At 71.4% G+C, this 22,213-nt stretch carries 17 protein-coding genes; 14 read left to right on the forward strand and 3 right to left on the reverse strand.

Annotation, left to right across the window (positions count from 1 at the left end; all coding sequences use genetic code 11):
• Nucleotides 1-15: 15 nt before the first annotated feature.
• The 6 genes from OG841_RS10830 to OG841_RS10855 all read left to right on the forward strand — a co-directional run bounded on the left by OG841_RS10830 (nt 16) and on the right by OG841_RS10855 (nt 6,803).
• The gene (locus OG841_RS10830; RefSeq protein WP_057611021.1) at nt 16-900 is read left to right on the forward strand and encodes a carbohydrate ABC transporter permease; all 885 of its coding nucleotides are present in this window, start codon (nt 16-18) and stop codon (nt 898-900) included.
• On the forward strand, nt 900-1,805 hold the full coding sequence (locus OG841_RS10835) for a carbohydrate ABC transporter permease (RefSeq protein ID WP_371564649.1): 906 nt from the start codon (nt 900-902) through the stop codon (nt 1,803-1,805). The genes OG841_RS10830 and OG841_RS10835 overlap by 1 nt, the downstream gene beginning before the upstream one ends.
• On the forward strand, nt 1,802-4,099 hold the full coding sequence (locus OG841_RS10840) for a glycoside hydrolase family 43 protein (RefSeq protein ID WP_365122131.1): 2,298 nt from the start codon (nt 1,802-1,804) through the stop codon (nt 4,097-4,099). The genes OG841_RS10835 and OG841_RS10840 overlap by 4 nt, the downstream gene beginning before the upstream one ends.
• Nucleotides 4,100-4,170: 71 nt before the next feature.
• Entirely contained in the window at nt 4,171-5,214 is a 1,044-nt protein-coding gene (locus OG841_RS10845) for a LacI family DNA-binding transcriptional regulator (protein ID WP_365122128.1), read from the forward strand.
• A gap of 502 nt (nt 5,215-5,716) precedes the next feature.
• Nucleotides 5,717-6,349, forward strand: a complete 633-nt coding sequence (locus OG841_RS10850; RefSeq protein WP_365122125.1) for a VOC family protein — start codon at nt 5,717-5,719, stop codon at nt 6,347-6,349.
• Between the two features lie 52 nt (nt 6,350-6,401).
• A complete protein-coding gene (locus OG841_RS10855; RefSeq protein WP_328641607.1) occupies nt 6,402-6,803 on the forward strand; it encodes a VOC family protein in 402 nt (133 codons plus the stop codon).
• On the opposite strand, the gene OG841_RS10860 is transcribed toward OG841_RS10855, so the two are convergent.
• Both OG841_RS10860 and OG841_RS10865 read right to left on the reverse strand, forming a co-directional pair.
• Nucleotides 6,786-7,451, reverse strand: coding sequence for a DUF6597 domain-containing transcriptional factor (locus tag OG841_RS10860; RefSeq protein ID WP_371564653.1), 666 nt, complete (start codon nt 7,449-7,451; stop codon nt 6,786-6,788). The two genes, OG841_RS10855 and OG841_RS10860, sit on opposite strands and share 18 nt — an antisense overlap.
• A gap of 9 nt (nt 7,452-7,460) precedes the next feature.
• Nucleotides 7,461-8,408, reverse strand: a complete 948-nt coding sequence (locus OG841_RS10865; RefSeq protein WP_328641605.1) for an AraC family transcriptional regulator — start codon at nt 8,406-8,408, stop codon at nt 7,461-7,463.
• 81 nt (nt 8,409-8,489) lie between these two features.
• On the opposite strand from OG841_RS10865, the gene OG841_RS10870 reads away from it, so the two are divergent.
• Nucleotides 8,490-9,326 carry an NmrA family NAD(P)-binding protein gene (locus tag OG841_RS10870; RefSeq protein ID WP_365122117.1) on the forward strand — a complete coding sequence of 279 codons (837 nt, stop codon included), beginning with the start codon at nt 8,490-8,492 and terminating at the stop codon, nt 9,324-9,326.
• Nucleotides 9,327-9,350: 24 nt separating this feature from the next.
• Here OG841_RS10870 and OG841_RS10875 read toward each other — a convergent pair whose 3' ends face one another.
• Nucleotides 9,351-10,493, reverse strand: a complete 1,143-nt coding sequence (locus OG841_RS10875; RefSeq protein WP_328641603.1) for a YihY/virulence factor BrkB family protein — start codon at nt 10,491-10,493, stop codon at nt 9,351-9,353.
• A gap of 585 nt (nt 10,494-11,078) precedes the next feature.
• On the opposite strand from OG841_RS10875, the gene OG841_RS10880 reads away from it, so the two are divergent.
• The 7 genes from OG841_RS10880 (at nt 11,079) to OG841_RS10910 (ending at nt 22,196) form a co-directional block, all read left to right on the forward strand.
• Complete coding sequence (locus OG841_RS10880) at nt 11,079-12,287, forward strand: heparan-alpha-glucosaminide N-acetyltransferase domain-containing protein (protein WP_328641602.1); 1,209 nt, start codon at nt 11,079-11,081, stop codon at nt 12,285-12,287.
• A gap of 35 nt (nt 12,288-12,322) precedes the next feature.
• Nucleotides 12,323-14,791, forward strand: a complete 2,469-nt coding sequence (locus tag OG841_RS10885) for a Pls/PosA family non-ribosomal peptide synthetase (protein ID WP_371564657.1) — start codon at nt 12,323-12,325, stop codon at nt 14,789-14,791.
• Between the two features lie 35 nt (nt 14,792-14,826).
• Nucleotides 14,827-16,914, forward strand: coding sequence for a non-ribosomal peptide synthetase (locus tag OG841_RS10890; protein ID WP_365122114.1), 2,088 nt, complete (start codon nt 14,827-14,829; stop codon nt 16,912-16,914).
• Between the two features lie 13 nt (nt 16,915-16,927).
• Nucleotides 16,928-17,914 carry a TauD/TfdA family dioxygenase gene (locus tag OG841_RS10895; RefSeq protein WP_328641600.1) on the forward strand — a complete coding sequence of 329 codons (987 nt, stop codon included), beginning with the start codon at nt 16,928-16,930 and terminating at the stop codon, nt 17,912-17,914.
• Nucleotides 17,911-18,942 (forward strand): 2,3-diaminopropionate biosynthesis protein SbnB, encoded by a 1,032-nt coding sequence (gene sbnB / locus OG841_RS10900; RefSeq protein WP_328641599.1) that lies wholly within the window; start codon nt 17,911-17,913, stop codon nt 18,940-18,942. Before OG841_RS10895 ends, sbnB begins: the two co-directional genes overlap by 4 nt.
• Nucleotides 18,943-18,973: 31 nt before the next feature.
• A complete protein-coding gene (gene sbnA, locus OG841_RS10905; RefSeq protein WP_328641598.1) occupies nt 18,974-19,957 on the forward strand; it encodes a 2,3-diaminopropionate biosynthesis protein SbnA in 984 nt (327 codons plus the stop codon).
• 604 nt (nt 19,958-20,561) lie between these two features.
• On the forward strand, nt 20,562-22,196 hold the full coding sequence (locus OG841_RS10910; protein WP_328641597.1) for an acyl-CoA dehydrogenase family protein: 1,635 nt from the start codon (nt 20,562-20,564) through the stop codon (nt 22,194-22,196).
• Nucleotides 22,197-22,213 lie beyond the last annotated feature (17 nt).

The following is a 22,213-nucleotide window of genomic DNA, read 5'->3' on the forward strand; positions in this document are numbered from 1 at the left end:
TGAGGGCTGCTACTGATGATTCGCTCTCTGCGCTGGAAGGGTGCCGCCTTCACGGTGCCCTTCCAGCTCGGCTTCGTCTTCCTGTACCTGCTGCCGATCGGGTACGCCGTCTACCAGTCGCTGTACCGGTCGCAGTCCTCCGGGCTGGGGCTCGGTGGCACGACCGACGAGTTCTCCGGTCTGGACAACTACCAACAGGGGCTGACCGACTCGGCGTTCATGGGATCCGTGCTGCGGGTGGTGCTGTTCGCCTGCGTGCAGATCCCGATCATGCTGCTGGTCAGTCTCGTCCTCGCCCTGTTCCTGGACGCGCTGAGCTCCCGGATGGCCGGCCGGTTCCGGATTCTGCTGCTGGTGCCGTACATGATCCCCGGTGTGGTCGCCGCGATCGTGTGGCTGAACCTCTACAGCCCGGACGTGGGCCCGCTCACCCCGCTCGGCGAGATCTTCGGGTTCTCCTGGAACTTCTTCGCGCCCTCGATGGTGTGGCCGTCCATCGGCAACCTGCTGACCTGGCACGGCATCGGCTACAACATGGTCATCATCTACTCGGCGCTCCAGGGCGTGCCCCGCGACCTGTTCGAGGCGGCGCGGCTGGACGGGGCCTCCGAGCTGCGGATCGCCCGCAGCATCAAGATCCCGTTCGTGCGGGGGGCGTTGGTGCTGACGGGGATGCTCTCCATCATCCAGATGCTCCAGATCTTCAACGAGCCCGCGCTCTTCCGGAACGTCACCCCGCAGACGGTCAGCGACTCATTCACCCCGATCATGATCATCTACAACCAGGCGTTCAACGCCGGCAACTACCACTACGCGGCGGCCCTTTCGGTGCTGCTCGCCCTGATCCTCGGCGTCGCCTCCTTCCTGTTCTACCGGTTCACCTCGAAGGAGACCGACTGATGACCCTCATCGAGGAACCCACGAAGACCCGGCCCGTCCGTCGGCTCACCGCGCCCGATCCGGCGGCCCGTTCGCGGGGCGGACAGCGGTTTCTGCTCGTCGGGCTGTCCCTCGCGAGCGTCTACAGCCTCTTTCCGGTGTGGTGGCTGATCGTCGCCGCCACCAAGGACCGCACCGGGCTCTACCAGTCCAACGGGCTGTGGTTCTCCGGCTGGCATCTGTGGGACAACCTGCATCAGCTGTTCACCTACGAGCACGGCATCTTCCTGCGCTGGACGGCGAATTCCTTCCTCTACGCCGGTGTCGGCTCGCTGGGCGGCACGTTGCTGGCGCTGGCGACCGGCTACGGCCTCGCGCGCTTCGACTTCCCGGGCCGCAACCTCGTCTTCGCGTGCGTGGTCGGTTCCTTCCTGATCCCGATCGCGCTGCTCACGCTGCCGCTGTACCTGCTGTTCTCGGAGATCGGCCTGGTGGACACGCCCTGGGCGATGCTGATCCCCTGTCTGATCAACCCGTTCAGCGTGTACCTCGCCAAGGTGTACACCGAGGCCACGATCCCCTTCGAGCTCCTGGAGGCGGCTCGTATCGACGGTGCCGGGGAGCTCAGGATCTTCTTCAGCATCGTGCTGCGGATGATGACCACGGGTGGCGCGACGGTGTTCCTGCTGGCCTTCGTGAACACCTGGAACGCCTTCTTCCTGCCGCTGACCGTGCTGCGCGGCGAGAACAACTGGACGCTCAACATCGGCCTCTACAACTGGTCCGGCAAACGCCTGGAGTCCGGAGTCGACCTCACCAGTCTGGTCCTCACCGGCGCCCTGCTGTCCATCGTCCCGATGGCGATCATGATGGTCGCGATGCGCCGCTACTGGCGTTCCGGAGTCACCCTCGGAGCCCTCAAGTGACCCTGCTGCACAACCCGGTGATCCGCGGCTTCGCCCCCGACCCGTCGATGGTCCGCGTCGGCGACTGGTACTACGTGGCGACCAGCTCCTTCGAGTGGTTCCCGACGATCCCGCTGCACCGCTCGCGCGACCTCGCGCACTGGGAGTACGCGGGCCATGTCGAAGGCGCCGTCCCGGGCAACTCGCTTGCGGGCGTCCCCGATTCGGGCGGCATCTGGGCACCCTCCCTGAGCTGGGACGGCGAGCGGTTCTGGGTGGTCTACTCGATCGTCCGCTCGGTGGGAACGCCGTACTTCGACACGGACACCTATGTCTCCACGGCGACGGAGGCGGCCGGCACCTGGACGGCACCGCGGCGGATCGCGAGCCATGGCTTCGATCCCGCGCTCTTCCACGACGACGAGGGTCGGCTGTGGCTGCTCAACCTCCAGAACGACCACCGTCCCGGCGGCCGGCGTTTCGCGGGGATCGTGCTGACCGAGCTGGACCGGGAGACGCTTGCGCCCGTCGGTGACACGCACCTGCTGCTCCAGCACGAACGGCTCGTCGAGGGACCGAAGTTGGTTCACAAGGACGGCTGGTACCACCTCGTCCTCGCCGAGGGCGGCACCGGTTTCGAGCACGGGGTACTGGTGGCCCGCAGCCGGGAGATCACCGGCCCGTACGAGCTGGACGACCGACCGCTGCTGACGTCCCGGGACGACCCTTCGCTGCCCCTGCAAAAGGCCGGCCACGGCGAACTGGTCCAACTCCCCGACGGCAGCTGGGTATTGAGTCACCTCACGGCCCGCCCCCTGAACACACCGGACGGCCCCCGCTGCCCACTCGGCCGCGAGACGGCGATCCAGCCGGTGACCTGGGACGCAGAGGGCTGGCCGAGGCTGCGGCACGGGGGTCCGCATCCTTCGACCGAGGTCGACGTATCGACCCACCCGCGCCTGGAGGGCGGGGCCGCCGCCTCGGCGCATCGAGGGCCAGAGGCCCAGATCGGTACACCGGCGCATCCAGCGCTGCAGACCCAACTCGGCGCACCGGCGCATCCCGGGCCACAGGCCCAGACCGGCGCACCGGCACAACCGCACCCGGCGGTCCGGACCGCCGTACCCACGCACCCGCGGCCACAGGACGAGACCGCCGCACCCGCACCACCACACCCGGCCATCGACGCCGCCGGACCAACACACGCGCGACCACAGACCCAGATGGCCACACCGGCGCCTCCCGGGCCGCAGACCCGGATCGGCGCGCCGGCACCAGCGCATCCGGCGGTCCAGCCCGGCACACCGACCCACCCACGACCAGAGGACGAGACCGCCGCACCAACGCACCCGCAACCGGCCATCGACGCCGCCGCACCAATAAGCCCGCGATCACAGACCCAGCCCGTTATCCCAGCTCCCGGCCCGCAGGCCCAGACCGGCCCGCAGACCCACCCATGGTCCCAGCCCCAGCCCCAGCCCCAGCCCGGCACACCAACACACCCCGGACCCCAGGCCCACCCCGGCACCCCGGCACAACCGCACCCGGCGATCCAGCCCGCCGTACCACCGCACCCCCGATCGTCGGAACAACCCGCACTCACGAACGATCCGTTGCACTGGCCCTGGAGCACGCTGCGGGCCGCGCCCGATCCCTCGTGGGTGGACGCCGCCGCGCGTCCTGGCTGGATCCGGCTGCGTGGGCGGCACGGGCCCGAGTCGTGGTGGGCGCACAGTCTGCTGGCCCAGCGGATCACCGAGCACCGGGCGGAGGCCGAGGTCACCGTGGAGGCGCGGCCGAGCACGTTCACCCAGGCCGCCGGTCTGGTGCTCTGGTACAACACCGAGTCCTATCTGGCCCTCGACCTGACCTGGGCGGAGCCCGAGGGCGAGGAGCAGCGCGGCCAGCAGTGGCGGGGCGGCGGACGGACCGTGCTCAGTCTGGTCGAGCGGGACGAGGGCAGCACCCGGCAGGTGGCCGTCGTCGACGTCCCCACGGAAAGCGCCTTCACCCTCGGCGTCACCGTGGAGGACGGGGTGGCCCGTTTCTGGCGCGTGGACGGTGCCGGCCCACGGACACCCGTCGGCCCGGAACTGGACTTCACCCGCCTCTCCGACGACCACGGATCCAAGCTCCGGTTCACGGGCGCGATGGCCGGAATCCACGCTGTGGACCTGGTCGGCGCGGCCTTCACGGCCGACTTCACCGGGTTCCGCCTGAGCTGCGGCCAACGTTCGAAGTTTCGAAAGTCAGGGGGACACGAAGACCCGCGAAGCCCTACCTCTTCCCGACCTCATCGGGTGAACCTAGGGTAGGAAGCGCTTACTGTTTCCGCGCTGGTCGAAAACTTTCATGGCCCTCGGGCGGGCCGGAGAGGTGGTTCCCGATGGTCCGCACGGGGAGTGCGAGCGTGGCGGCCGGTCCGACGCTGGCGGTCGTGGCCCGGGAGGCCGGCGTGTCGGTGCCGACCGCCTCCAAGGTGGTCAACGGGCGGGAGGACGTGGCCCCCGAGACCCGCCGCCGGGTCACCGAGGCGCTGGACCGGCTCGGCTACGTCCGCAGACCGAGGTTCGACGCGGCGAAGGCGTCGGGACTGGTCGACCTGGTCGTACACTCGCTGGAGACCTCCTGGTCGGGGGCGGTGCTGCACGGCGCAGAGGCGGCCGCTCACGACGCGGGGCTCGAGGTGGTCGTCTCGGCCGGGCCGAACCGCACCCGGGCCGGGCGCCCGGAGCGCGGCTGGCTGGACAAGCTCACCGCGCGCGGCTCCTCCGGGGTGCTGTTCAACCTGGCCGAGCTGACGTCGTCGCAGTACGGCTGGCTGGACCAGCACCGCATCCCGTACGTCCTGATCGACCCGGTCCTGGAGCCTCCGCCGGGCGTCGTCTCGGTGGGCGCGGCGAACTGGCAGGGCGGGGTGACGGCGACCGAGCACCTGCTGGCGCTGGGGCATGAACGCATCGCGGTCGTCGCCGGCCACCAGCGCAAGCTGGGGAGCAGCGCGCGCGTGGCGGGCTACCGTTCCGCGCTCGCGGCGGCGGGGATACGGCAGCGGCCCGAGTACGTCCGCCACGCCGGCTTCGACGAGAGCGCGGCCCACCGCCGCACGCTGGAACTCCTGGACCTGCCCGAACCGCCCACCGCGGTCTTCGCCTGCTCCGACCGCATGGCCCTCGGCGTGTACGAGGCCCTGGCCGAACGGGGCCTGCGCGTCCCGGACGACATCAGCGTCGTGGGCTTCGACGACCTGCCCGAGGCCCGCTGGACCACCCCGGCCCTCACCACGGTCCGCCAGCCCCTGTCGGAGATGGCGGCGACGGCCCTGCGTTTGCTGGTCCGCATGATGGAGGGCGACCGCCCGGAGAGCACCCGGACCGAGCTGTCGACGCGGTTGATGGAGCGGGCGAGCACGGCCCCGCCGGCCGGCTGAATCGCGTCGCCGCGACCCGTGCCCCGGCGTACGCCTCCCCGGTCGGCCCGTACGTCCTCGTATCGGCTGCATGGGCCACTGACCACCGCTTTCGTTCACCTTCGGTCATCTGTGGGCGGTGGGAGCCGGCCGGGGCGGGCGGGCGTCGAACGTTGCGGCCGGGAGCAGTGGGGGGGACGACCATGAGGCGCCGGCGGCCGCTGCCGCAGCTGCTCGACGAGATGCCGTGTCTCCCAGGAAGTGGCGGCGGTATCTCAGCGGGCAAGCAGCGCGCCGCGCGGGGCGGTGGAGGCGCTGCGCCCGGTGACGGGCGCGGATCAGGCGCGGCTGCCGGCGCTGTGGGACCTGGCCCGCCCGGTCTGGCCGTACGGCACCGTGGTGGCCGCAGTGGCGCCGGAGGTGGGCCCGAGGGGCCGGTGCCGAGGACGCCCGGCCTCGAGTACCGGCAGTGTCGCCGTACGGGTGTTCCATCGGGCGGGTCGCCGTGCGTAGCCTCGGCGCGGTGAACGCGATTCCCGCACGGCTGGACCATCTCGTCCTCGCGACCCCGGACCTGGCGGCGACGGTCGCCGACTTCACCCGGCGCACCGGCGTGACCCCCGCGCCCGGCGGTGTGCACGTCGGTCTCGGCACCCGCAACCATCTCGTGTCCCTGGGCGGCACCGCCTATCTGGAGATCATCGGCCCGGACCCGGAGCAGCCGGAGCCGATGGGGCCGCGCCCCTTCGACGTCGACACCCTCGCCACCGCCCGCACGGTGACCTGGGCGATCGGCCCGCCCGACCTGAACGCGGCGGTCGCGACCGCCCGGGCCCGCGGTTACGATCCCGGCGAGATCCGCCCGATGAGCCGCCGCACACCCGACGGGACCCTGCTGAAATGGCGCCTCACGGACGGCGACACCCAGGACCCCTCCGGCCTGGTCCCCTTCCTCATCGACTGGGGCACCTCCCCCCACCCGACGGCCTCGGGCCTTCCCGCCGCTCCCCTGCTCTCCCTGATCGCGACCGCACCGGACCCGGACGCGATCCGGCCCCTCCTCGCCGCCCTCGACGCCGACCTCACCCTCACCGAGGGCCCGGTGGGTCTCTCCTTCACGCTGGACACTCCGCGGGGGCCGGTGCGGTTCGGCTGATGTGTCCGATTCCTTCAAGACCGGTCGTCCGGGCGCTGCCTACGGTGGCGGCATGACTCCACGATTCGATGCCATCGGTCTGGTGGCCTCCGACATGGCCGCCTCCGTCGCCTTCTACCGTCGGCTCGGCTTCCCGTTCCCCGAAGGGTCGCAGACGCAGCCGCACGCGGAGGCCGAACTGCCGGGCGGTGTGCGGCTGATGCTCGACACCGAGGAGACGGTCCGCTCCTTCCACCCCGGATGGCGGGCACCGTCCGGCGGCAGTCGCACCGGGCTCGCGCTGCGGTGCGACAGCCCGGCCGAGGTCGACGCGGTGTACGAGGAGCTGGTGGGCGAGGGGTTCCACGGTGAGCTCAAGCCGTGGAACGCCGCGTGGGGGCAGCGGTACGCCTCGCTGCACGACCCCGACGGCAACGGCGTCGACCTGTACGCCCCGCTAGCCGACGGCGAGTAGCCGCCCGAGCGGCACACCGGCCAACTCCTTGACGTCCCGCGCGAGATGGGCCTGGTCCGCGAACCCGCACCGCACGGCCGTCTCCGCGAACGGCACCCCTGCACCGGCCAGCACGAGAGCCCGCCGCAGCCGCAGAATCCGGGCCAGCGTCTTGGGCCCGTATCCGAAGGCCGCGAGCGACCTTCGGTGCAACTGTCGTGCCCCCAGGCCGAGTTCGTCGGCCGTCGCGGCGACGGGGCGGCCCGCGTCGAGGGCGGTCACCAGGCCGTGCAGAACGGGGTCGGGAGCGGCGGCACGCTCCAGGGCGATCCCTTCGAGTGCCGTGGCGGGGTCGGGGGCCTTCTCGGTACGGCTCCGCAGCCGCCGTACCTCCGAAGCCGGCCAGAGATCGGCCAACTCGACGCGGCGGTCCCGCAGTTCATGGGCGGGCACGCCCAGGAAGGCGGGCGCGGTCCCCGGGTAGAAGCGCACGCCCGCCCAGGTGCTCGGGGCGCCGCCGGCGACGTACGCACGCGTGTCGGGGCCGGCGACGAGCAGCCGCCCTTCGTTCCAGAGCAGATCCATGCACCCGTCGGGCAGCACACGTCCGGCCCCGTCACCGGTCCAGATGACGGCACCGGCAAGCCGGGACGCCCGTTCCGTGTACACATCACCAGGCTACGGTCGGCCCCCGCCGGCCCGCACCCGAAACTCCTGCGGGCTGACCCCGTATCCCCTCTTGAACGCACTGGACAGCGCGAACGCGCTTCCGTACCCCACCTGTCGGGCGATCGCCTCGAGCGTCGACGGACTCCCCCGCAGCAGATCCGCCGCCAAGGCCAGCCGCCATCCGGTCAGATACGTCATCACCGGCTCCCCCACCAGCTCGCTGAACCGCCGAGCGAGCGCGGCACGCGAGACGCCGGCCTTGGCCGCCAGGGACGCCACCGTCCAGGGATGCGCGGGATCGTCCTGCACCAGCCGCAGCACCCGCCCCACGACAGGGTCCGCCAGCGCCGCGTACCAGGCGGGTGCCTCCGCCTCGGGCCGGGAGAACCAGGCCCGGAGCGCCGCGATGACCAGCAGGTCCAGCATCCGGTCCAGGACGACCTCCTGCCCCGGCTCGTCGCGCACGATCTCCTCCATGAGGAGCGGGGTCAGCGGGCACTCCCACACGTCGGTGGTGAGCGACAGCAGCGGCGGCAGCGCGTCCAGAAGCCGATTGCTGATCTCGCCCTCCATCAGATACGTCCCGATGAGGACCACCGTCTCGCCGTCGAGCCGGTCGCCCCAGGTGCGCACCCCGAGGTCCATCGAGCCGTTCAGGGCCCGCCCGTCGGGGTAGCGGCACTCCGCGCCGGGCAGGATCAGTGCCTGCGGGGCCGTACCGGGGTCGTCGGCGCACGTGTAGGGGTCGGGGCCGCGGGCGATGGCGAGGTCGCCGGGGCGCAGCCGGATCCGCTCGCCCGAGTCGGGCACGATCCAGGCGTCGCCACGGACCATCAGCATGACCGTCAACGGCGCCCGGTCCTCCACCCGCAGCGCCCACGGCGGGTCGAAACACGCACGGATCATGAAGGCGCCACGCGCCCGCGGTCCTTCCAGCAGGCCTGCCAGAGCGTCCATGCGGCCAGCGTAGACGCGCGCGCATGGGAATGAGCCGTTCAGCGATGGCCCCTTGCGGCGGGCGGCAGTTGACTCGACGGCATGACACAGAACGCGCGGAACATGACGGTGGTGGTGACCGGTGCCTCGGGTCGTACGGGCAGCCGGGTGGCGCGGTCCGCGGAGGCGGCGGGGCTGACGGTCCGGGCGGCCTCGCGGGCGCAGGGGTTCGACTGGCAGGACCGCTCGACATGGGCCGAGGTGTTGCGGGGCGCGGACGCGGCGTACCTCGTGTACCCCTCGGACATCGGCGCTCCGGGGGCCGCCGAGGCGATCGGGGCGGTCGCTCGGGAGGCGGTGGGGATCGGCGTACGGCAGCTGGTGCTGCTGTCGTCGCGGGGGCAGGACCGGGCGCGGGACGCGGAGGAGGCACTGCATGCGTCGGGGGCCGACTGGACGGTCGTACGGGCCGCGTGGTTCGCGCAGAACTTCAGCGAGGGGCCGTTGGTGGAAGGGCTTCGGCTGAGCGGGGAGCTGGTGTTTCCGGCGGGTGAGGTGCCGGAGCCGTTCGTGGACGTGCGGGACATCGGGGACGTGGTGGCGGCCGTGCTGGGGTCGCCGGACCGGTATGCCGGAGAGACGGTCACCGTCTCGGGACCTCGGCTGCTGACGTTCGGCGAGGCGGTCACGGAGATCGCGAAGGCGACGGGGCGGGAACTGACGTACCGGGCGGTGTCGCCTCAGCAGTACGGGGAGAACCTGGTCGGGTTCGGGGTGCCGGCCAAGGAGGCGGAGGCGCTGGTGGAGGCGTTCGCGCAGCTGCTGGACGGGCGCAACGCGTATCTGTCGGACGGGGTGCGGCAGGTTCTCGGCCGTGAGCCGCGGGACTTCGCCGACTTCGCGAGGGAGGCGGCGGCCGCGGGTACGTGGAAGCTCTGACCCCGGTCAGTGGACCCGCCCCCCTCAGGAGTCCTCCGGCTTCTGCGGCGGGTGCGTCGTCTTCGCATGGGTCCGCAGCCGCGACGTCACATCCTCCGGCGGCAGGAAGCGCGACCACCTCTCCGGGAACTCCGAGGGCATGTCGGGGTCCTCGGGGTCGGTGTCGGTGTCGTGGAGAGCGGCCGCCCGGGCGACGTACTCCGCGACCTGCGCCTCCCGCAGCCGTTCGTTCGCCGCGCGCGCCGCCGCCGTGGCCGCGGCAGGCCATACGCGGTCGATCGCGGCGTTCATCGCGGCGCCCACCAGGACCGCGAAGGCCGACACCCCGATCCACAGGAGCACCGCCACGGCCGCGGCCAGCGAGCCGTAGATCGTCGCGCCCTCGATCGTGCTCTGGAGGTAGATCCTCAGCAGGAAGCTCCCCAGCACCCACATGGCCAGCGCCACCAGCGCGCCGGGGACGTCCTCGATCCACGGTGAGCGCACCGGTACCGACAGGTGGTAGAGCGTGGTCAGGAAGGCGATGGACAGGATGATCACCACGGGCCAGTACAGGACCTGCACCACCGTCGCCGACCAGGGCACGATCCGCACCACCGCGTCCGGCCCCGCCACCATCAGCGGCAGCGCCACCGAGCCGATCAGCAGGGCCGCGATGAACAGCGCGAACGCCACGAGCCGGGTCTTGACGATGCCGCGGACGCCGTCGAGGCCGTACATGACGGTGATGGTGTCGATGAAGACGTTCACCGCGCGCGACCCGGACCACAGGGCGAACAGGAAGCCGACCGAGATGACGTCGGGACGGCCGCCCTTCATCACGTCGTCGAGGATCGGCTGCGCGATCTCCCGTACCCCCTTGGAGGACAGGACCGTGCGCGCGGCGTCCAGGAGGTTGGCCTCCAGGCTGCTGATGCTGTCGGTGCCGGTCCAGTCGTCGACGTAGCCGAGCAGTCCGATGAGGCTGAGCAGCAGCGGTGGCACGGACAGCAGCGAGAAGAACGCGGCCTCGGCGGCGAGCCCCAGGATGCGGTACTCGATGCACGAGTTGACGGTGTCCTTGACCAGCAGCCAGGCGGTCCGGCGCTTCGAGACGTTCCGGTAGAGGACACGGGCCCGGTGGAGCCGGCCGGAGGGCCGCTGAGGGGATTCGCTTGCTGCCTGCACGACCTAAAGGTATCCGCCATGGCAGCGTGCACTCATCCCCCGGTCCGGGTCCGGGGCACACCCGTGCGGGGAACGCCCGCTCGTGTTCGGTTCCGTCATGCCGCGGAAAACACCGGGCAACCCCGCGGAAATCGCCAAGTAAATCGAACCACTTTTCTGTCATGAACCCGGTGGCCGGATTTCGCGTCCGTGAAAAGCGGAATGCCGGACGGCATATGCGCCGCCCCTCTGGTGAGTTCCCCGGTGACGCCACCGAACGGCATGAGCAGGGCATACCGCCAATGAACGGTCGACCAGCAAGAAACCGCCATTGACCGAAACGCGCTTGACCTGTTCATGAGCCCGTCGAAACAATTCGGATTGCATTCTCAGAGCCCTGACCAAGGCTCGAACAGGCCACCCCGTCCCCACCGCGTGGTCACTTCAGGCACAAACCGAACCGCTCCTTCTCTTATTTCATTCCGTGCCTCACGGCACTTCTCTTTCTTCCGGCACACCGGAACCACGGGGGTTCTTCTTCATGATTTTCCGCTGCGTGGTGAACAGCGGGAGATATTCCGTCGCACCCCTCTCTGGAGAACTTCCATGCCTGTTCCGTATGCGCCGAAGCATGCCGTGCCGCGAATCGTGGGGGTCGATGTGGCACGGGGCCTCGCCCTGCTCGGTATGTTCTCCGTTCACGTGTTCGGCGCGTTCGACGCGGACGGCTCGGTCACCCCCGCCTGGATGGTCGCGGGCGGCCGTTCCTCGGCGACGTTCGCCGTGACGGCCGGGATCGGCCTGGCCTTCACGACCGGCGGGCGGCGGCCGATCACCGGGCGGCCCGCGGCCGCCGCGGTGGCGGCACGGGCCGGTGTCATCGCGCTGATCGGGCTGCTGCTCGGCTACGCCTCGCGCGCGGCGGATCTGGACGTGGACGTGATCCTGGCGTTCTACGCCCTGTTGTTCCTGATCGCGATCCCGCTGCTGGGCCTCGGTCCGCGCACCTTGGCGTTCCTGTCCCTGGCCTTGGCCCTGGGCGCCCCGTTCGCCGTGCACGCGCTGCGGGGCGTGCTGCCGGAGCCCGCCTTCGACGGCGACCCGACCCTCCAGGACGTGCTCACCGACCCGCTCGGCCTGGTGTCGGACCTCCTGGTCCACGGCGACTACCCGGTCCTGGCCTGGACCGCCTATCTGTGCGCCGGACTCGCCCTCGGCCGGATGGACCTGACGTCACGAACGGCCGCACCCCGGCTCTTCGGCGGCGGTCTCGCGCTGGCGGCCGTCGTCTGGCTGGTGTCGTCCCTGGTCCTGTTCCGGTACGACGGGCTCCGGCACCTGTGGCGTGCGGAGTTTCCGGGCGCCTCCCGCGCCGAGGCGCTGTGGGACAGCCCCGACGGCGCGACTTGGTGGGCGCTGCTCTCCCGTGCGCCGCACGCGACCACGCCCTTCGACATGCTCCTCACCCTGGGCTCGGCGACGGCGATCCTCGGCGGCGCCCTGCTGCTGACCAGGAGCGCCCTCCTCGCGCGGGCGCTCACGCCGCTCGCGGCGGCGGGCAGCATGCCGCTGACCCTCTACGTCGCCCACGTGCTCCTTCTCGCCACCGGCGCACTCTCCGGCTCGCCCGGGCTCCTCTACGCCGTCATGACGACCGGAGCGCTCCTCTTCGCCCTCTCGTGGCGGCACGTCGGGCGTGGCCCGCTGGAAACGGTCGTCGCAGGCGCGGCCCGGCGGTGTCGCGAGGCCGTAACACCGACGCGGTCCCCGGAACCGGTGGAGAGCCCGGCCCGACTTAGCAAGCACATCGAATAGTCCATAAGACCAAAAGTGATGATCTAGGAGCTCAAGTGGTGGTAAATCCCGGCGAGATCACGACAGTCGCCCCGGTGGACGGCACCGCCCAGGTCTTCGCCGAGGTGCTGGCCGGGGTCGTGAAGACGGATCAAGTGCCCCTCGACAGCCATTTCTTCGACGATCTGGGTGCCAACTCCCTGGTCATGGCGCAGTTCTGTGCCCGGGTCAGGAAGCGGGACGATCTGCCGCCGGTGTCGATGAGGGACATCTACGGCCACCCGACGATCCGCAGTCTCGCCACGGCTCTCGCCGAGGTCCCGGAGGCCGAACCGACCCCCGCACGGCCGGCCGAACCACCTCCGCCGCCGGGCAGCACCGCCCGCTACGTCCTGTGCGGGGTCCTGCAGTTCCTCGTCTTCGCCGTGTACTGCCTCGCCGCGGGGATCGCCACCGCGCAGGGGTACTCCTGGATATCCGGTGGCGACGGCGCGCTCTCCGTCTACCTGCGCTCGCTGGTCTTCGGCGGCGCGCTGTTCCTGGCCGTCTGCACCCTGCCCGTGGTGGCGAAGTGGGTGCTGGTGGGCCGGTGGAAGGAGACGGAGTTCCCGGTGTGGGGCCTCGCCTACGTCCGCTTCTGGACCGTCAAGGCACTGCTGCACGCCAACCCGATGATCCTGTTCACCGGCAACCCGCTGTACGTCCTGTACCTGCGGGCCCTGGGCGCCCGTATCGGCCGGGGCGTCACGATCCTGTCCCACTCGGTGCCGGTCTGCACCGACCTGCTGACGGTCGGCGCCGGCACGGTGATCCGCAAGGACGCCCTGTTCCTCGGCTACCGGGCGCACGGGGGCCGGATCCGCACCGGACCGGTCACCCTGGGCCGGGACGTGTTCGTCGGCGAGAAGACCGTCCTCGACATCGGCACCTCCATCGGCGACGGCGGCCAGCTCGGCCACTCCTCCGCGCTGTACGACGGCGCCGCCGTCCCCGCCGGGCAGCGCTGGCACGGCTCCCCGGCCCGCCCCACCGACGTCGACCACGTCCGTGTCCCGGCCACCCGCTGCGGCACCGCGCGCCGGGCCGGCTACGCCCTCGTGGCCCTGCTCCAGACACTGCTGGTGTACGTCCCGCTCGGCATCGGCGGCGCCTTCCTGGTGATGGAGCTCGTCCCGGCGCTGGACCCGCTGCTCGAACCGAACGCGAAGGAACTGGCGTCGGCGGCCTTCTACGCCGAGGCACTGGCCCTGTCCGTCGCCCTCTTCGCCGGTTTCGTGGTCCTCGGCTTCCTCACCGTCACGGTGCTGCCGCGGCTGCTGAACCTGACCCTGAAGGCGGACCGGGTCTATCCGCTGTACGGCTTCCACTACTCGGTGCAGCGCGCGATCGCCCGCATGACCAACGTCAAGTTCTTCAAGTGGCTGTGCGGCGACAGCTCGTACATCGTCCCCTACCTGCGGTCCCTCGGCTACGACCTCTCGCACGTCGAGCAGACCGGCTCGAACTTCGGCACCGAGGTGTCGCACGAGACGCCGTACCTGGCCACCGTCGGCAGCGGCACGATGGTCGCCGACGGGCTCTCGATCCTCAACGCCGAGTACTCCAGCACGTCGTTCCGCCTCTCGCGGGTGGCGATCGGGCCGCGCAACTTCCTCGGCAACCACATCGCCTACCCGGTCGGCGGCCGTACCGGCGACAACTGCCTGCTCGCCACCAAGGTGCTGGTCCCGCTCGGCGGTGAACTGCGCGAGGGTGTGGGCCTGCTGGGCTCACCGCCGTTCGAGATCCCGCGCACGGTGGAGCGCGACACCCGCTTCGACCACTTCCGCGAGGGCGACGAACTGCGGCGCCGGCTGTCCGGCAAGAACCGCTCCAATGCCCGTTCGATGGCCCTGTTCCTGTTCCTGCGCTGGCTGCACTGGTTCCTGCTGACGCTGCTCGGCTTCGCGGCCGTCGATCTCCAGGGCGGTCGGAGCGCCCTCGGCGGCCTGCTCATCGGCGGCTACCTGATGGCCGGACTCGCGGTGACCGTCGGCTACTGGGCGCTGGTGGAGCGCGTGATCACCCGGTTCCGGCCGCTGACGCCGCGGCTGTGCTCCATCTACGACCCGTACTTCTGGTGGCACGAGCGGCTGTGGAAGGTGCCGGACGAGCATCTCGCCGTGTTCAACGGCACCCCGTTCAAGAGCCTGGTCTGGCGGCTGCTGGGCGTGCGGATCGGCCGCCGGGTCTTCGACGACGGCTGCTACATCACCGAGCGGACGCTGGTCGCGATCGGCACCGACACCACACTCGGCCACCACTCCAAGGTGCAGGCCCACTCCCAGGAGGACGGCACCTTCAAGTCCGACCACATCGTCATCGGCGACGGCTGCACCGTCGGGGCGGGCGCGCTGGTCCACTACGGCGTCGCGATGGGCGAGGGCGCCGTGCTCGGTGCCGACGCCTTCCTGATGAAGGGCGAGGAGATGCCGGCGGGGGCGCACTGGGGCGGGAATCCGGCGGTGGCGCTGCGTCGCGCCTGAACCGCCCGCACGAAGAAATCAGGGGGAAGAAAGTCATGGAAACAGTTCCGCACCGCACGCCCGGTCCGATACCGGACGTCACCGAGTACACGGTCCCGCTGCCCGACGGCACACCGTCCGATCCGGCCGCGCTGCTGACGGCCCACGCCAGGGTGCTGGCGGCCCTCTCGGGCGAGACGGAGGGCGCTCCCGGCGACGAGCTGCGCGTCACCGTCACCGACGGCACGCTGCGGCTGAGCCACCGCACCGGCGCCTTCGACACCGAGGCAGCCGCCCGCATCGCCGGCTACCACCTCACCGCGCTCGCCGACCCGGACCGCAGGAGCCTGCTGTCCGAGGAAGAACTCCGTTTCCAGCTCGAGGAGTTGGCGGGACCGGTCCGTGAACTCCTGGACCGGCGGGTGCACGAGCTCTTCGAGGAGCGGGTCGGCAAGCACCCGGACGCCGTGGCGGCCGTACAGGGCGAGCGGCGGTGGACGTACGCCGAGCTCAACTCCCGGGCCAACCAGATCGGCCGGGCGCTGCTGGCCCGCGGCCTCAAGGCCGAGGGTGTCGTCGCCGTCGTCATGGAGCGCGACCTGGACTGGATGGCGGCCGTGCTCGGCGTGTTCAAGGCCGGCGGGGTGTATCTGCCCGTCGAGCCGCACTTCCCGGCCGAGCGGGTGTCCAGGACGTTGTCCCGGGCGGGCTGCGAGCTCGTCGTCACCGAGCGGGGCAGCACCGGCTCGCTCTCCATGACGACGGCCACCACGCTGTTCGTGGACGCCGCGTACGCCGAGAGCCACGCGGACGACGATCTCGGGATCCCGGTCGCGGCGGACCAGCTGGCCTACATCTACTTCACGTCCGGCTCCACCGGCGAACCCAAGGGCGCGATGTGCGAGCACGCCGGCTTCGTCAACCACGTGCTCGCCAAGGTCGAGGACCTGGGGTTCGGCGAGGACGACGTGGTCGCGCAGACCGCGCCGCAGTGCTTCGACATCTCCCTGTGGCAGCTGCTCGCCGGGCCGGTCGTCGGCGGGCGGACGCTGGTCATCGACCAGGAGACCGTCCTGGACGTGCCGCGGTTCGTGGACACCGTGGTCCGGGAGCGGGTCAACGTGCTCCAGGTCGTGCCGTCGTACCTCGAGGCCGTCCTCGCGGAGTTGGGACAGCGGCCGCGCGAACTGGCCGACCTGCGCTGTGTGTCGGTGACCGGCGAGGCGGTGAAGCGGGAGCTGGTGCAGCGCTGGTTCGCCACCGCGCCCGGTATCCGCCTCGCCAACGCCTACGGGCTGACCGAGACCTCCGACGACACCAACCACGAGGTCATGGACCAGGTGCCGGATGGCGACCGGGTCCCGCTCGGGCGGCCGGTGCGCAATGTGCGCGTGTACGTCGTCGACGAGGACCTGGTGCCCGTGCCGCTGGGCGCGCCGGGCGAGATCGTCTTCTCCGGGGTGTGCGTGGGGCGCGGGTACGTCAACGACCCCGAGCGCACCGCGGCCGCCTTCATGGAGGACCCGTACCGGCCCGGCGAGCGGCTCTACCGCAGCGGTGACGTGGGGCGCTGGCGGTCCGACGGCCGGCTGGAGTTCCTCGGCCGCCGGGACACCCAGATCAAGATCCGCGGTTTCCGCGTGGAGATCGGCGAGATCGAGAACGCGCTGCTGCGGGTGGCCGGGGTGCGGGACGGGGCCGTCGTGGTCGTACGGGGGACGCAGCTCGCCGCGTTCTGCGCCGGGCCCGAGCCGGTGGGCGCGGACGCGGTGCGGGAACGGCTGGCCGCGTCGCTGCCGGCCTACATGGTGCCCGCCGTCGTGCACTGGCGGGAGCACCTGCCGCTGACGGCCAACGGCAAGACCGACCGCCGGACGCTCACCGCGCTCGCCGAGGACCTCGACGCCGCCGTGGCGGGCGAGCCGGTGACGGCCGGCGAGCGGCGGCTCGCGGATGCCTGGGCCGAGGTGCTCGGTGTCCCCGCCGACCGGATCGGTCGCCTCGACCACTTCTTCGACCGCGGCGGCACCTCGCTGTCCGCCGTGCGTCTCGCGATCGCCCTGGACCGGGCGATCACCCTCAAGGACGTCGTCCGCCACCCGGTCCTCGCGGACCTGGCGGGCCTGCTCGACCGGCAGCACTGAAAGGAACCCCGAGATGTCCTCCATGAATCTCCTTCCGAACCCGGACGTGGCCCCGGACAGTCCGCCGATCCTGCATGCCAAGCCCGCCGACGATCCGGCGAGTTGGGCCGCCGAGCACCACGACACCCTGCGGGCCCTCGTCCGCGAACACGGTGGCGTCCTGGTGCGCGGCCTGGGCCTTTCGGACCCCGCGACCACCGAGGCCGTCTTCCGGCGGCTGACCAGCGGTCTGATGCCCGACCGCGAGCCCTTCGCGCCGCGGCGCAGCTACGGGGGCGGCGTGTACTCCACGACCAAGTGGCCGCCGAACCAGCAGATGTGCATGCACCACGAGGTCAGCTACGGCCTGGAGTTCCCGGGTCTGCTCCTGTTCGCCTGTCTGGAGGCGCCGGCGACCGGGGGCGCGACCGCGCTCGCCGACGCGTCGGCGGTGCTGCGGGACCTGCCCCGCGAGCTGGTCTCCCGCTTCGAGCGCGAGGGCTGGCTGCTGACCCGCTCGTACCACGAGGAGATCGGCGCGTCGGTGGAGGAGGCGTTCGGCACGGACGACCGCGCCGCCGTCGAGCGCTACTGCCGCCGGAACGCCATCGAGTTCGCCTGGCAGAGCGACGGCTCCCTGCACACCCGGCAGCGGCGCGGCGCGGTGCTCCGGCACCCGGACTCCGGCCTGCCCTGCTGGTTCAACCAGATCGCGTTCCTCAACGAGTGGACCATGGAGCCGGAAGTGCACGAATACCTGGTGGAGATGTACGGCGCCGACGGGCTGCCCTTCAACACCCGCTTCGGCGACGGCGATCCGATCGACGCGGACGTCGTGGGGACGATCAACGAGGTGTACGACGCCCATACCGTGCGTGAGCCGTGGCAGGACGGGGATCTGCTGCTCGTCGACAACATCCGTACGGCGCACAGCCGCGAGCCCTTCGAGGGACCGCGCGAGGTGCTGGCCGCGCTCGGCAACCCGGTGGCGCGCACCGACGGCGAGGTGAGCGGCGTATGAGCACCGTCGGCGCACCGACCTTCGCGCTCGTCACCGGCGCCCAGGTCCAACAGGCCCTGCACGGAAGGGAACCGGAGATCGCGGACCTCGTCGAGGCCGTCTACCGGCTGCACGGCGCGGGCGACTCGGTGAACCCTCCGTCGTACTTCCTGCGGTTCCCGGACCGCCCGTCGGCACGGATCATCGCGCTGCCCGCGTCACTGGGCGGACCGCTGAGGGTGGACGGCCTGAAGTGGGTCTCCAGTTTCCCGGAGAACATCAGGTCCGGGCTGCCGCGGGCGTCGGCGGTGCTGATCCTCAACGACCCCGAGACCGGCTACCCGTTCGCCTGCCTGGAGAGCTCGGTCATCAGCGCCACGCGCACCGCGTCGTCGGCGGCGCTGGCGGCCGGAAAGCTCAGCGCGGGCCGGAGCCGCCCCACCCGGGTGGGCTTCATCGGCACCGGGCTGATCGCCCGCTACATCCACACCCATCTCACCGCCACCGGCTGGGAGTTCGAGGAGACGGGCGTGCACGACCTGTCCGCCGAGAGCGCCGCCGGGTTCCGCGGCTATCTGGAGCGGTCCGGCGCACCGGGGAAGGCCGTCGTGCACGACACGGCCGAATCCCTCGTCCGCTCCAGCGAGCTGGTCGTGTTCGCCACCGTCGCCGGCGCACCGCACGTCCACGACCCGTCGTGGTTCGGCCATCACCCCCTGGTCCTGCATGTCTCCCTGCGCGATCTCGACCCGGAGATCCTGCTCGCGTCCGCCAACTTCGTCGACGACGTCGAGCACTGCCTCAAGGCCGAGACCTCCCCGCATCTGGCCGAACGGCTCTCGGGGAGCAGGGACTTCATCGACGGCACGCTCGACGACGTGCTGACCGGACGGGTGACCGTCCCGACGGACCGGACGGTGGTGTTCTCCCCCTTCGGCCTGGGGGTGCTCGACCTCGCCGTCGGCCGGTTCGTCCACGACGAACTGGCCCGGCGCGGCGAACTGCACGTCGTCGACGGGTTCTTCAACGAGCTGCGCCGGTACGGCTGAAACACCTGTGGCGCATGAGGAGGGGGGCGTCATGCCCGTCATTTCCGATCCTTCGGAGTACAACGAGTCCGACCTCTACGTCGACCTGCGGGCGGCGCTGGAGCTTCCGCTGTTCCTGAAGTGCGAGGGCTTCAACTTCGCCGGGTCCATCAAACTGAAGGCGGCCCGCGAGATGGTGAACGCCGCCGAGCGCGACGGCACCCTGCGGCCCGGGTCGATCCTGGTCGAGTCGTCGTCGGGGAACCTGGGGGTGGCCCTGAGCGTGATCGCGGCGAGCCGGGGCTACCGGTTCCTGTGCGTGACCGACTCACGGTGCAACCTGGTGACGATCCGGTTGATGGAGGCACTCGGCACCCGGGTGCACGTGGTCAGGGAGCCGGACCTGCACGACGGCTATCTGGGCGCCCGGCTCGCCTATGTGCGGGCGCTGTGCGCCTCGGACGAGCGGTACGTGTGGCTCAACCAGTACAGCAACGAGGGGAACTGGCGGGCGCACTACCGCACCACCGCGCCGGACATCGCGCGCCGCTTCCCCGACCTGGACGTCCTGTTCGTGGGGGCCGGCACCACGGGGACCCTGATGGGCTGCGCCCGCTGGTTCTGGCAGTGGCGGCGTCCGGTGCGGATCGTCGCCGTGGACAGTGTCGGCTCGATCACCTTCGGGGGGCCGCCCGGCGTGCGGATGATCCCGGGGCTCGGCACCAGTGTGCCGCCGCAGCTGCTCGACAAGTCGTACATCGACGACGTCGTGCTCGTCGAGGAGCCGGACACCCTCCAGGTCTGCCGCCGGCTGGCCGCCCGGGGTTTCCTGTTCGGCGGCTCCAGCGGCACGGTCGTCAGCGGCGCCGACCAGTGGCTGTCCGCGCACGGCCGCCGCGGGCTCACCGCGGTCGCCATCGCGCCGGACCTCGGCGAACGCTACCTCGACACGGTGTACCGACCGGGCTGGCCGCACGGCCTGCCCGAGGCGGACCCGGTCCACCACACGGCGGAGGCGATGGCCCACCTCGCCTGACCCCCTCCACCCACGGCACCCGGCCCGCACACCTGCGGCACCCGGGTGCCGAGCCCGAGCCACCCGGCACGTGCCCTGTCGGCGAGGTACCAGTACGCACACCCACAGCAACCAGAGGCCCTCCCCACAAGGCACCCGCACCGCCCCGGCTGCCTGACCGCGAGACGCCCGGCCCGCCGCAGCGACGCTGCCACACCGACGAGGCACCACTGCACACACTCGCCACGGCCAGAGGCCCTCCCCGCCACAGCGCCCCGGCAACCCAGCCCCGCAACCGCGAGACGCCCGGCCCCCCACAGCGACGCCGCCACACCGACGAGACACCACTGCACACACCCGCCACGACCAAAGGCGATCCCGCAACACGCCCGCAGCGCCCCGAACACCCGGCGCCACCGCAAGGCGCACACCACCCCCGCAGCGAGCCAGAGGCGATCCCCGCAACGCGCCCCAGCACCCCAGCGCCCGGCCCTTCAACCGCGAGGCGCCCCGCGCCCCCGCAGCGACCGCTGCCGTACCGGCGTGGCGCCGCTGCACACGCCCGCGGCGCCCGCGGCCGTGTCCATGAGGTGACCAGTGACGTACCCCGGGGTACGTTCGCAGAATGGCAGGCAGTACGCACACCGTGACCAACCAGCCCCCACCGCTGATCGGCTACGACGTCTACGGCGCCGACCGCGCGCTGCGAGCGGCCGTGGAACGGCATCTCGACCCGGACCTGCTCGACGAGGTCCACGGTGAGCTGGCGGCGCTCGGCCGGGCCTGCGGCTCGGCGCAGGTGCAGGAGTGGGGCCTGCAGGCCAACGAGAACCCGCCCCGGCTGCGCACCCACGACCGTCACGGCCACCGTATCGACGAGGTGGAGTTCCATCCGGCCTGGCACCGCGTGCTCGGCAAGGGCGTCTCGGCGGGTCTGACGGCCGCCTGGGTCCGCCCCGGGGGCCATGTACGGCGAGCGGCCGCCTTCCTCCTGTGGACGCAGGTCGACGCGGGCAACTGCTGTCCGCTGTCGATGACCCACGCCGCGGTCCCCGCCCTGCGCACCGATCCGGACCTGGCCGCCGAGTGGGAGCCCCGCCTCACGTCCATGGTCTACGACCGCGAGCTGCGGCCCGCCCACCTCAAGGCGGGGGCGCTGTTCGGGATGGGCATGACGGAGAAGCAGGGCGGCAGCGACGTCCGGGCGAACACCACGTCCGCACGGCCCCTGCCCGACGGCGAGACCTACGAGCTGACCGGCCACAAATGGTTCTGCTCCGCGCCCATGTCGGACGGCTTCCTGGTCCTCGCCCAGGCCCCGGGCGGGCTCAGTTGCTTCCTCGTGCCGCGCGTCCTGGAGGACGGCACCCGCAACACGTTTCTCCTCCAGCGCCTCAAGGACAAGCTCGGCAACCGTTCCAATGCCTCCGGCGAGGTCGAGTTCGACCGGACCTGGGCCCGCCGGGTGGGCGACGAGGGGCGAGGGGTCCGCACCATCATCGAGATGGTCGCGGCGACCCGGCTCGACTGCGTGCTGGGCTCGGCGGGCCTGATGCGCCAGGCAGTCGCCCAGGCGATCCACCACTGCACCCACCGCGAGGCCTTCGGCGGCAAGCTCGTCGACAAGCCGCTGATGCGCAACGTCCTGGCCGACCTGGCCCTGGAGTCCGAGGCGGCGACCACCCTCGCCCTGCGTCTGGCGGCCGCCTACGACAAGGACGACGAGCAGGAACGGGCCTTCCTCAGGATCGCGGTACCGGCGGCCAAGTACTGGATCACCAAGCGCTGCACCCCGCTGACGGTGGAGGCCGCCGAATGCCTGGGCGGCAACGGCTACGTGGAGGAGTCGGGCCTGCCCCGCCTGGTCCGCGAATCACCGCTGAACTCCATCTGGGAGGGTGCGGGCAACGTCCAGGCCCTGGACGTCCTGAGGGTCCTCCGGCGGGAACCCCAGGCCCTGAACGCCTACCTCCTGGAGATCGGCCGGACCCGGGGCGCCGACCACCGCCTGGACGCGGCGACCAAGAACCTCTTCACCGAACTGGCCGATCTGGAGGGCGTCGAGGGCCGGGCCCGCCACCTGACGGAACGGCTCGCGCTCGTCCTGCAGGGCTCCCTGCTCGTCCGCCACGCCCCCGCGGAGGTGGCCGACGCGTTCTGCGCGTCCCGCCTGGGCGGCGACGCGGGATCGGCCTTCGGCACGTTGCCCTCGACCCTGGACCTGGAGTCGGTGGTGGATCGCGCCCGCCCGGTGCACTGACCTGTTCACCGGTGAGC

This window comes from Streptomyces canus (genome assembly GCF_041435015.1).
Lineage (GTDB): Bacteria > Actinomycetota > Actinomycetes > Streptomycetales > Streptomycetaceae > Streptomyces > Streptomyces canus_G.

What these genes read in the sequence shown, in the direction of transcription:
- OG841_RS10830 (WP_057611021.1), top strand. Translation starts at nt 16, where the DNA reads ATGATTCGCTCTCTGCGCTGGAAGGGTGCCGCCTTCACGGTGCCCTTC.
- OG841_RS10835 (WP_371564649.1), top strand. Translation starts at nt 900, where the DNA reads ATGACCCTCATCGAGGAACCCACGAAGACCCGGCCCGTCCGTCGGCTC.
- OG841_RS10845 (WP_365122128.1), top strand. Translation starts at nt 4,171, where the DNA reads ATGGTCCGCACGGGGAGTGCGAGCGTGGCGGCCGGTCCGACGCTGGCG.
- OG841_RS10855 (WP_328641607.1), top strand. Translation starts at nt 6,402, where the DNA reads ATGACTCCACGATTCGATGCCATCGGTCTGGTGGCCTCCGACATGGCC.
- OG841_RS10865 (WP_328641605.1), bottom strand. Translation starts at nt 8,408, where the DNA reads ATGGACGCTCTGGCAGGCCTGCTGGAAGGACCGCGGGCGCGTGGCGCC.
- OG841_RS10870 (WP_365122117.1), top strand. Translation starts at nt 8,490, where the DNA reads ATGACACAGAACGCGCGGAACATGACGGTGGTGGTGACCGGTGCCTCG.
- OG841_RS10880 (WP_328641602.1), top strand. Translation starts at nt 11,079, where the DNA reads ATGCCTGTTCCGTATGCGCCGAAGCATGCCGTGCCGCGAATCGTGGGG.
- OG841_RS10890 (WP_365122114.1), top strand. Translation starts at nt 14,827, where the DNA reads ATGGAAACAGTTCCGCACCGCACGCCCGGTCCGATACCGGACGTCACC.
- OG841_RS10895 (WP_328641600.1), top strand. Translation starts at nt 16,928, where the DNA reads ATGTCCTCCATGAATCTCCTTCCGAACCCGGACGTGGCCCCGGACAGT.
- sbnB (WP_328641599.1), top strand. Translation starts at nt 17,911, where the DNA reads ATGAGCACCGTCGGCGCACCGACCTTCGCGCTCGTCACCGGCGCCCAG.
- sbnA (WP_328641598.1), top strand. Translation starts at nt 18,974, where the DNA reads ATGCCCGTCATTTCCGATCCTTCGGAGTACAACGAGTCCGACCTCTAC.
- OG841_RS10910 (WP_328641597.1), top strand. Translation starts at nt 20,562, where the DNA reads ATGGCAGGCAGTACGCACACCGTGACCAACCAGCCCCCACCGCTGATC.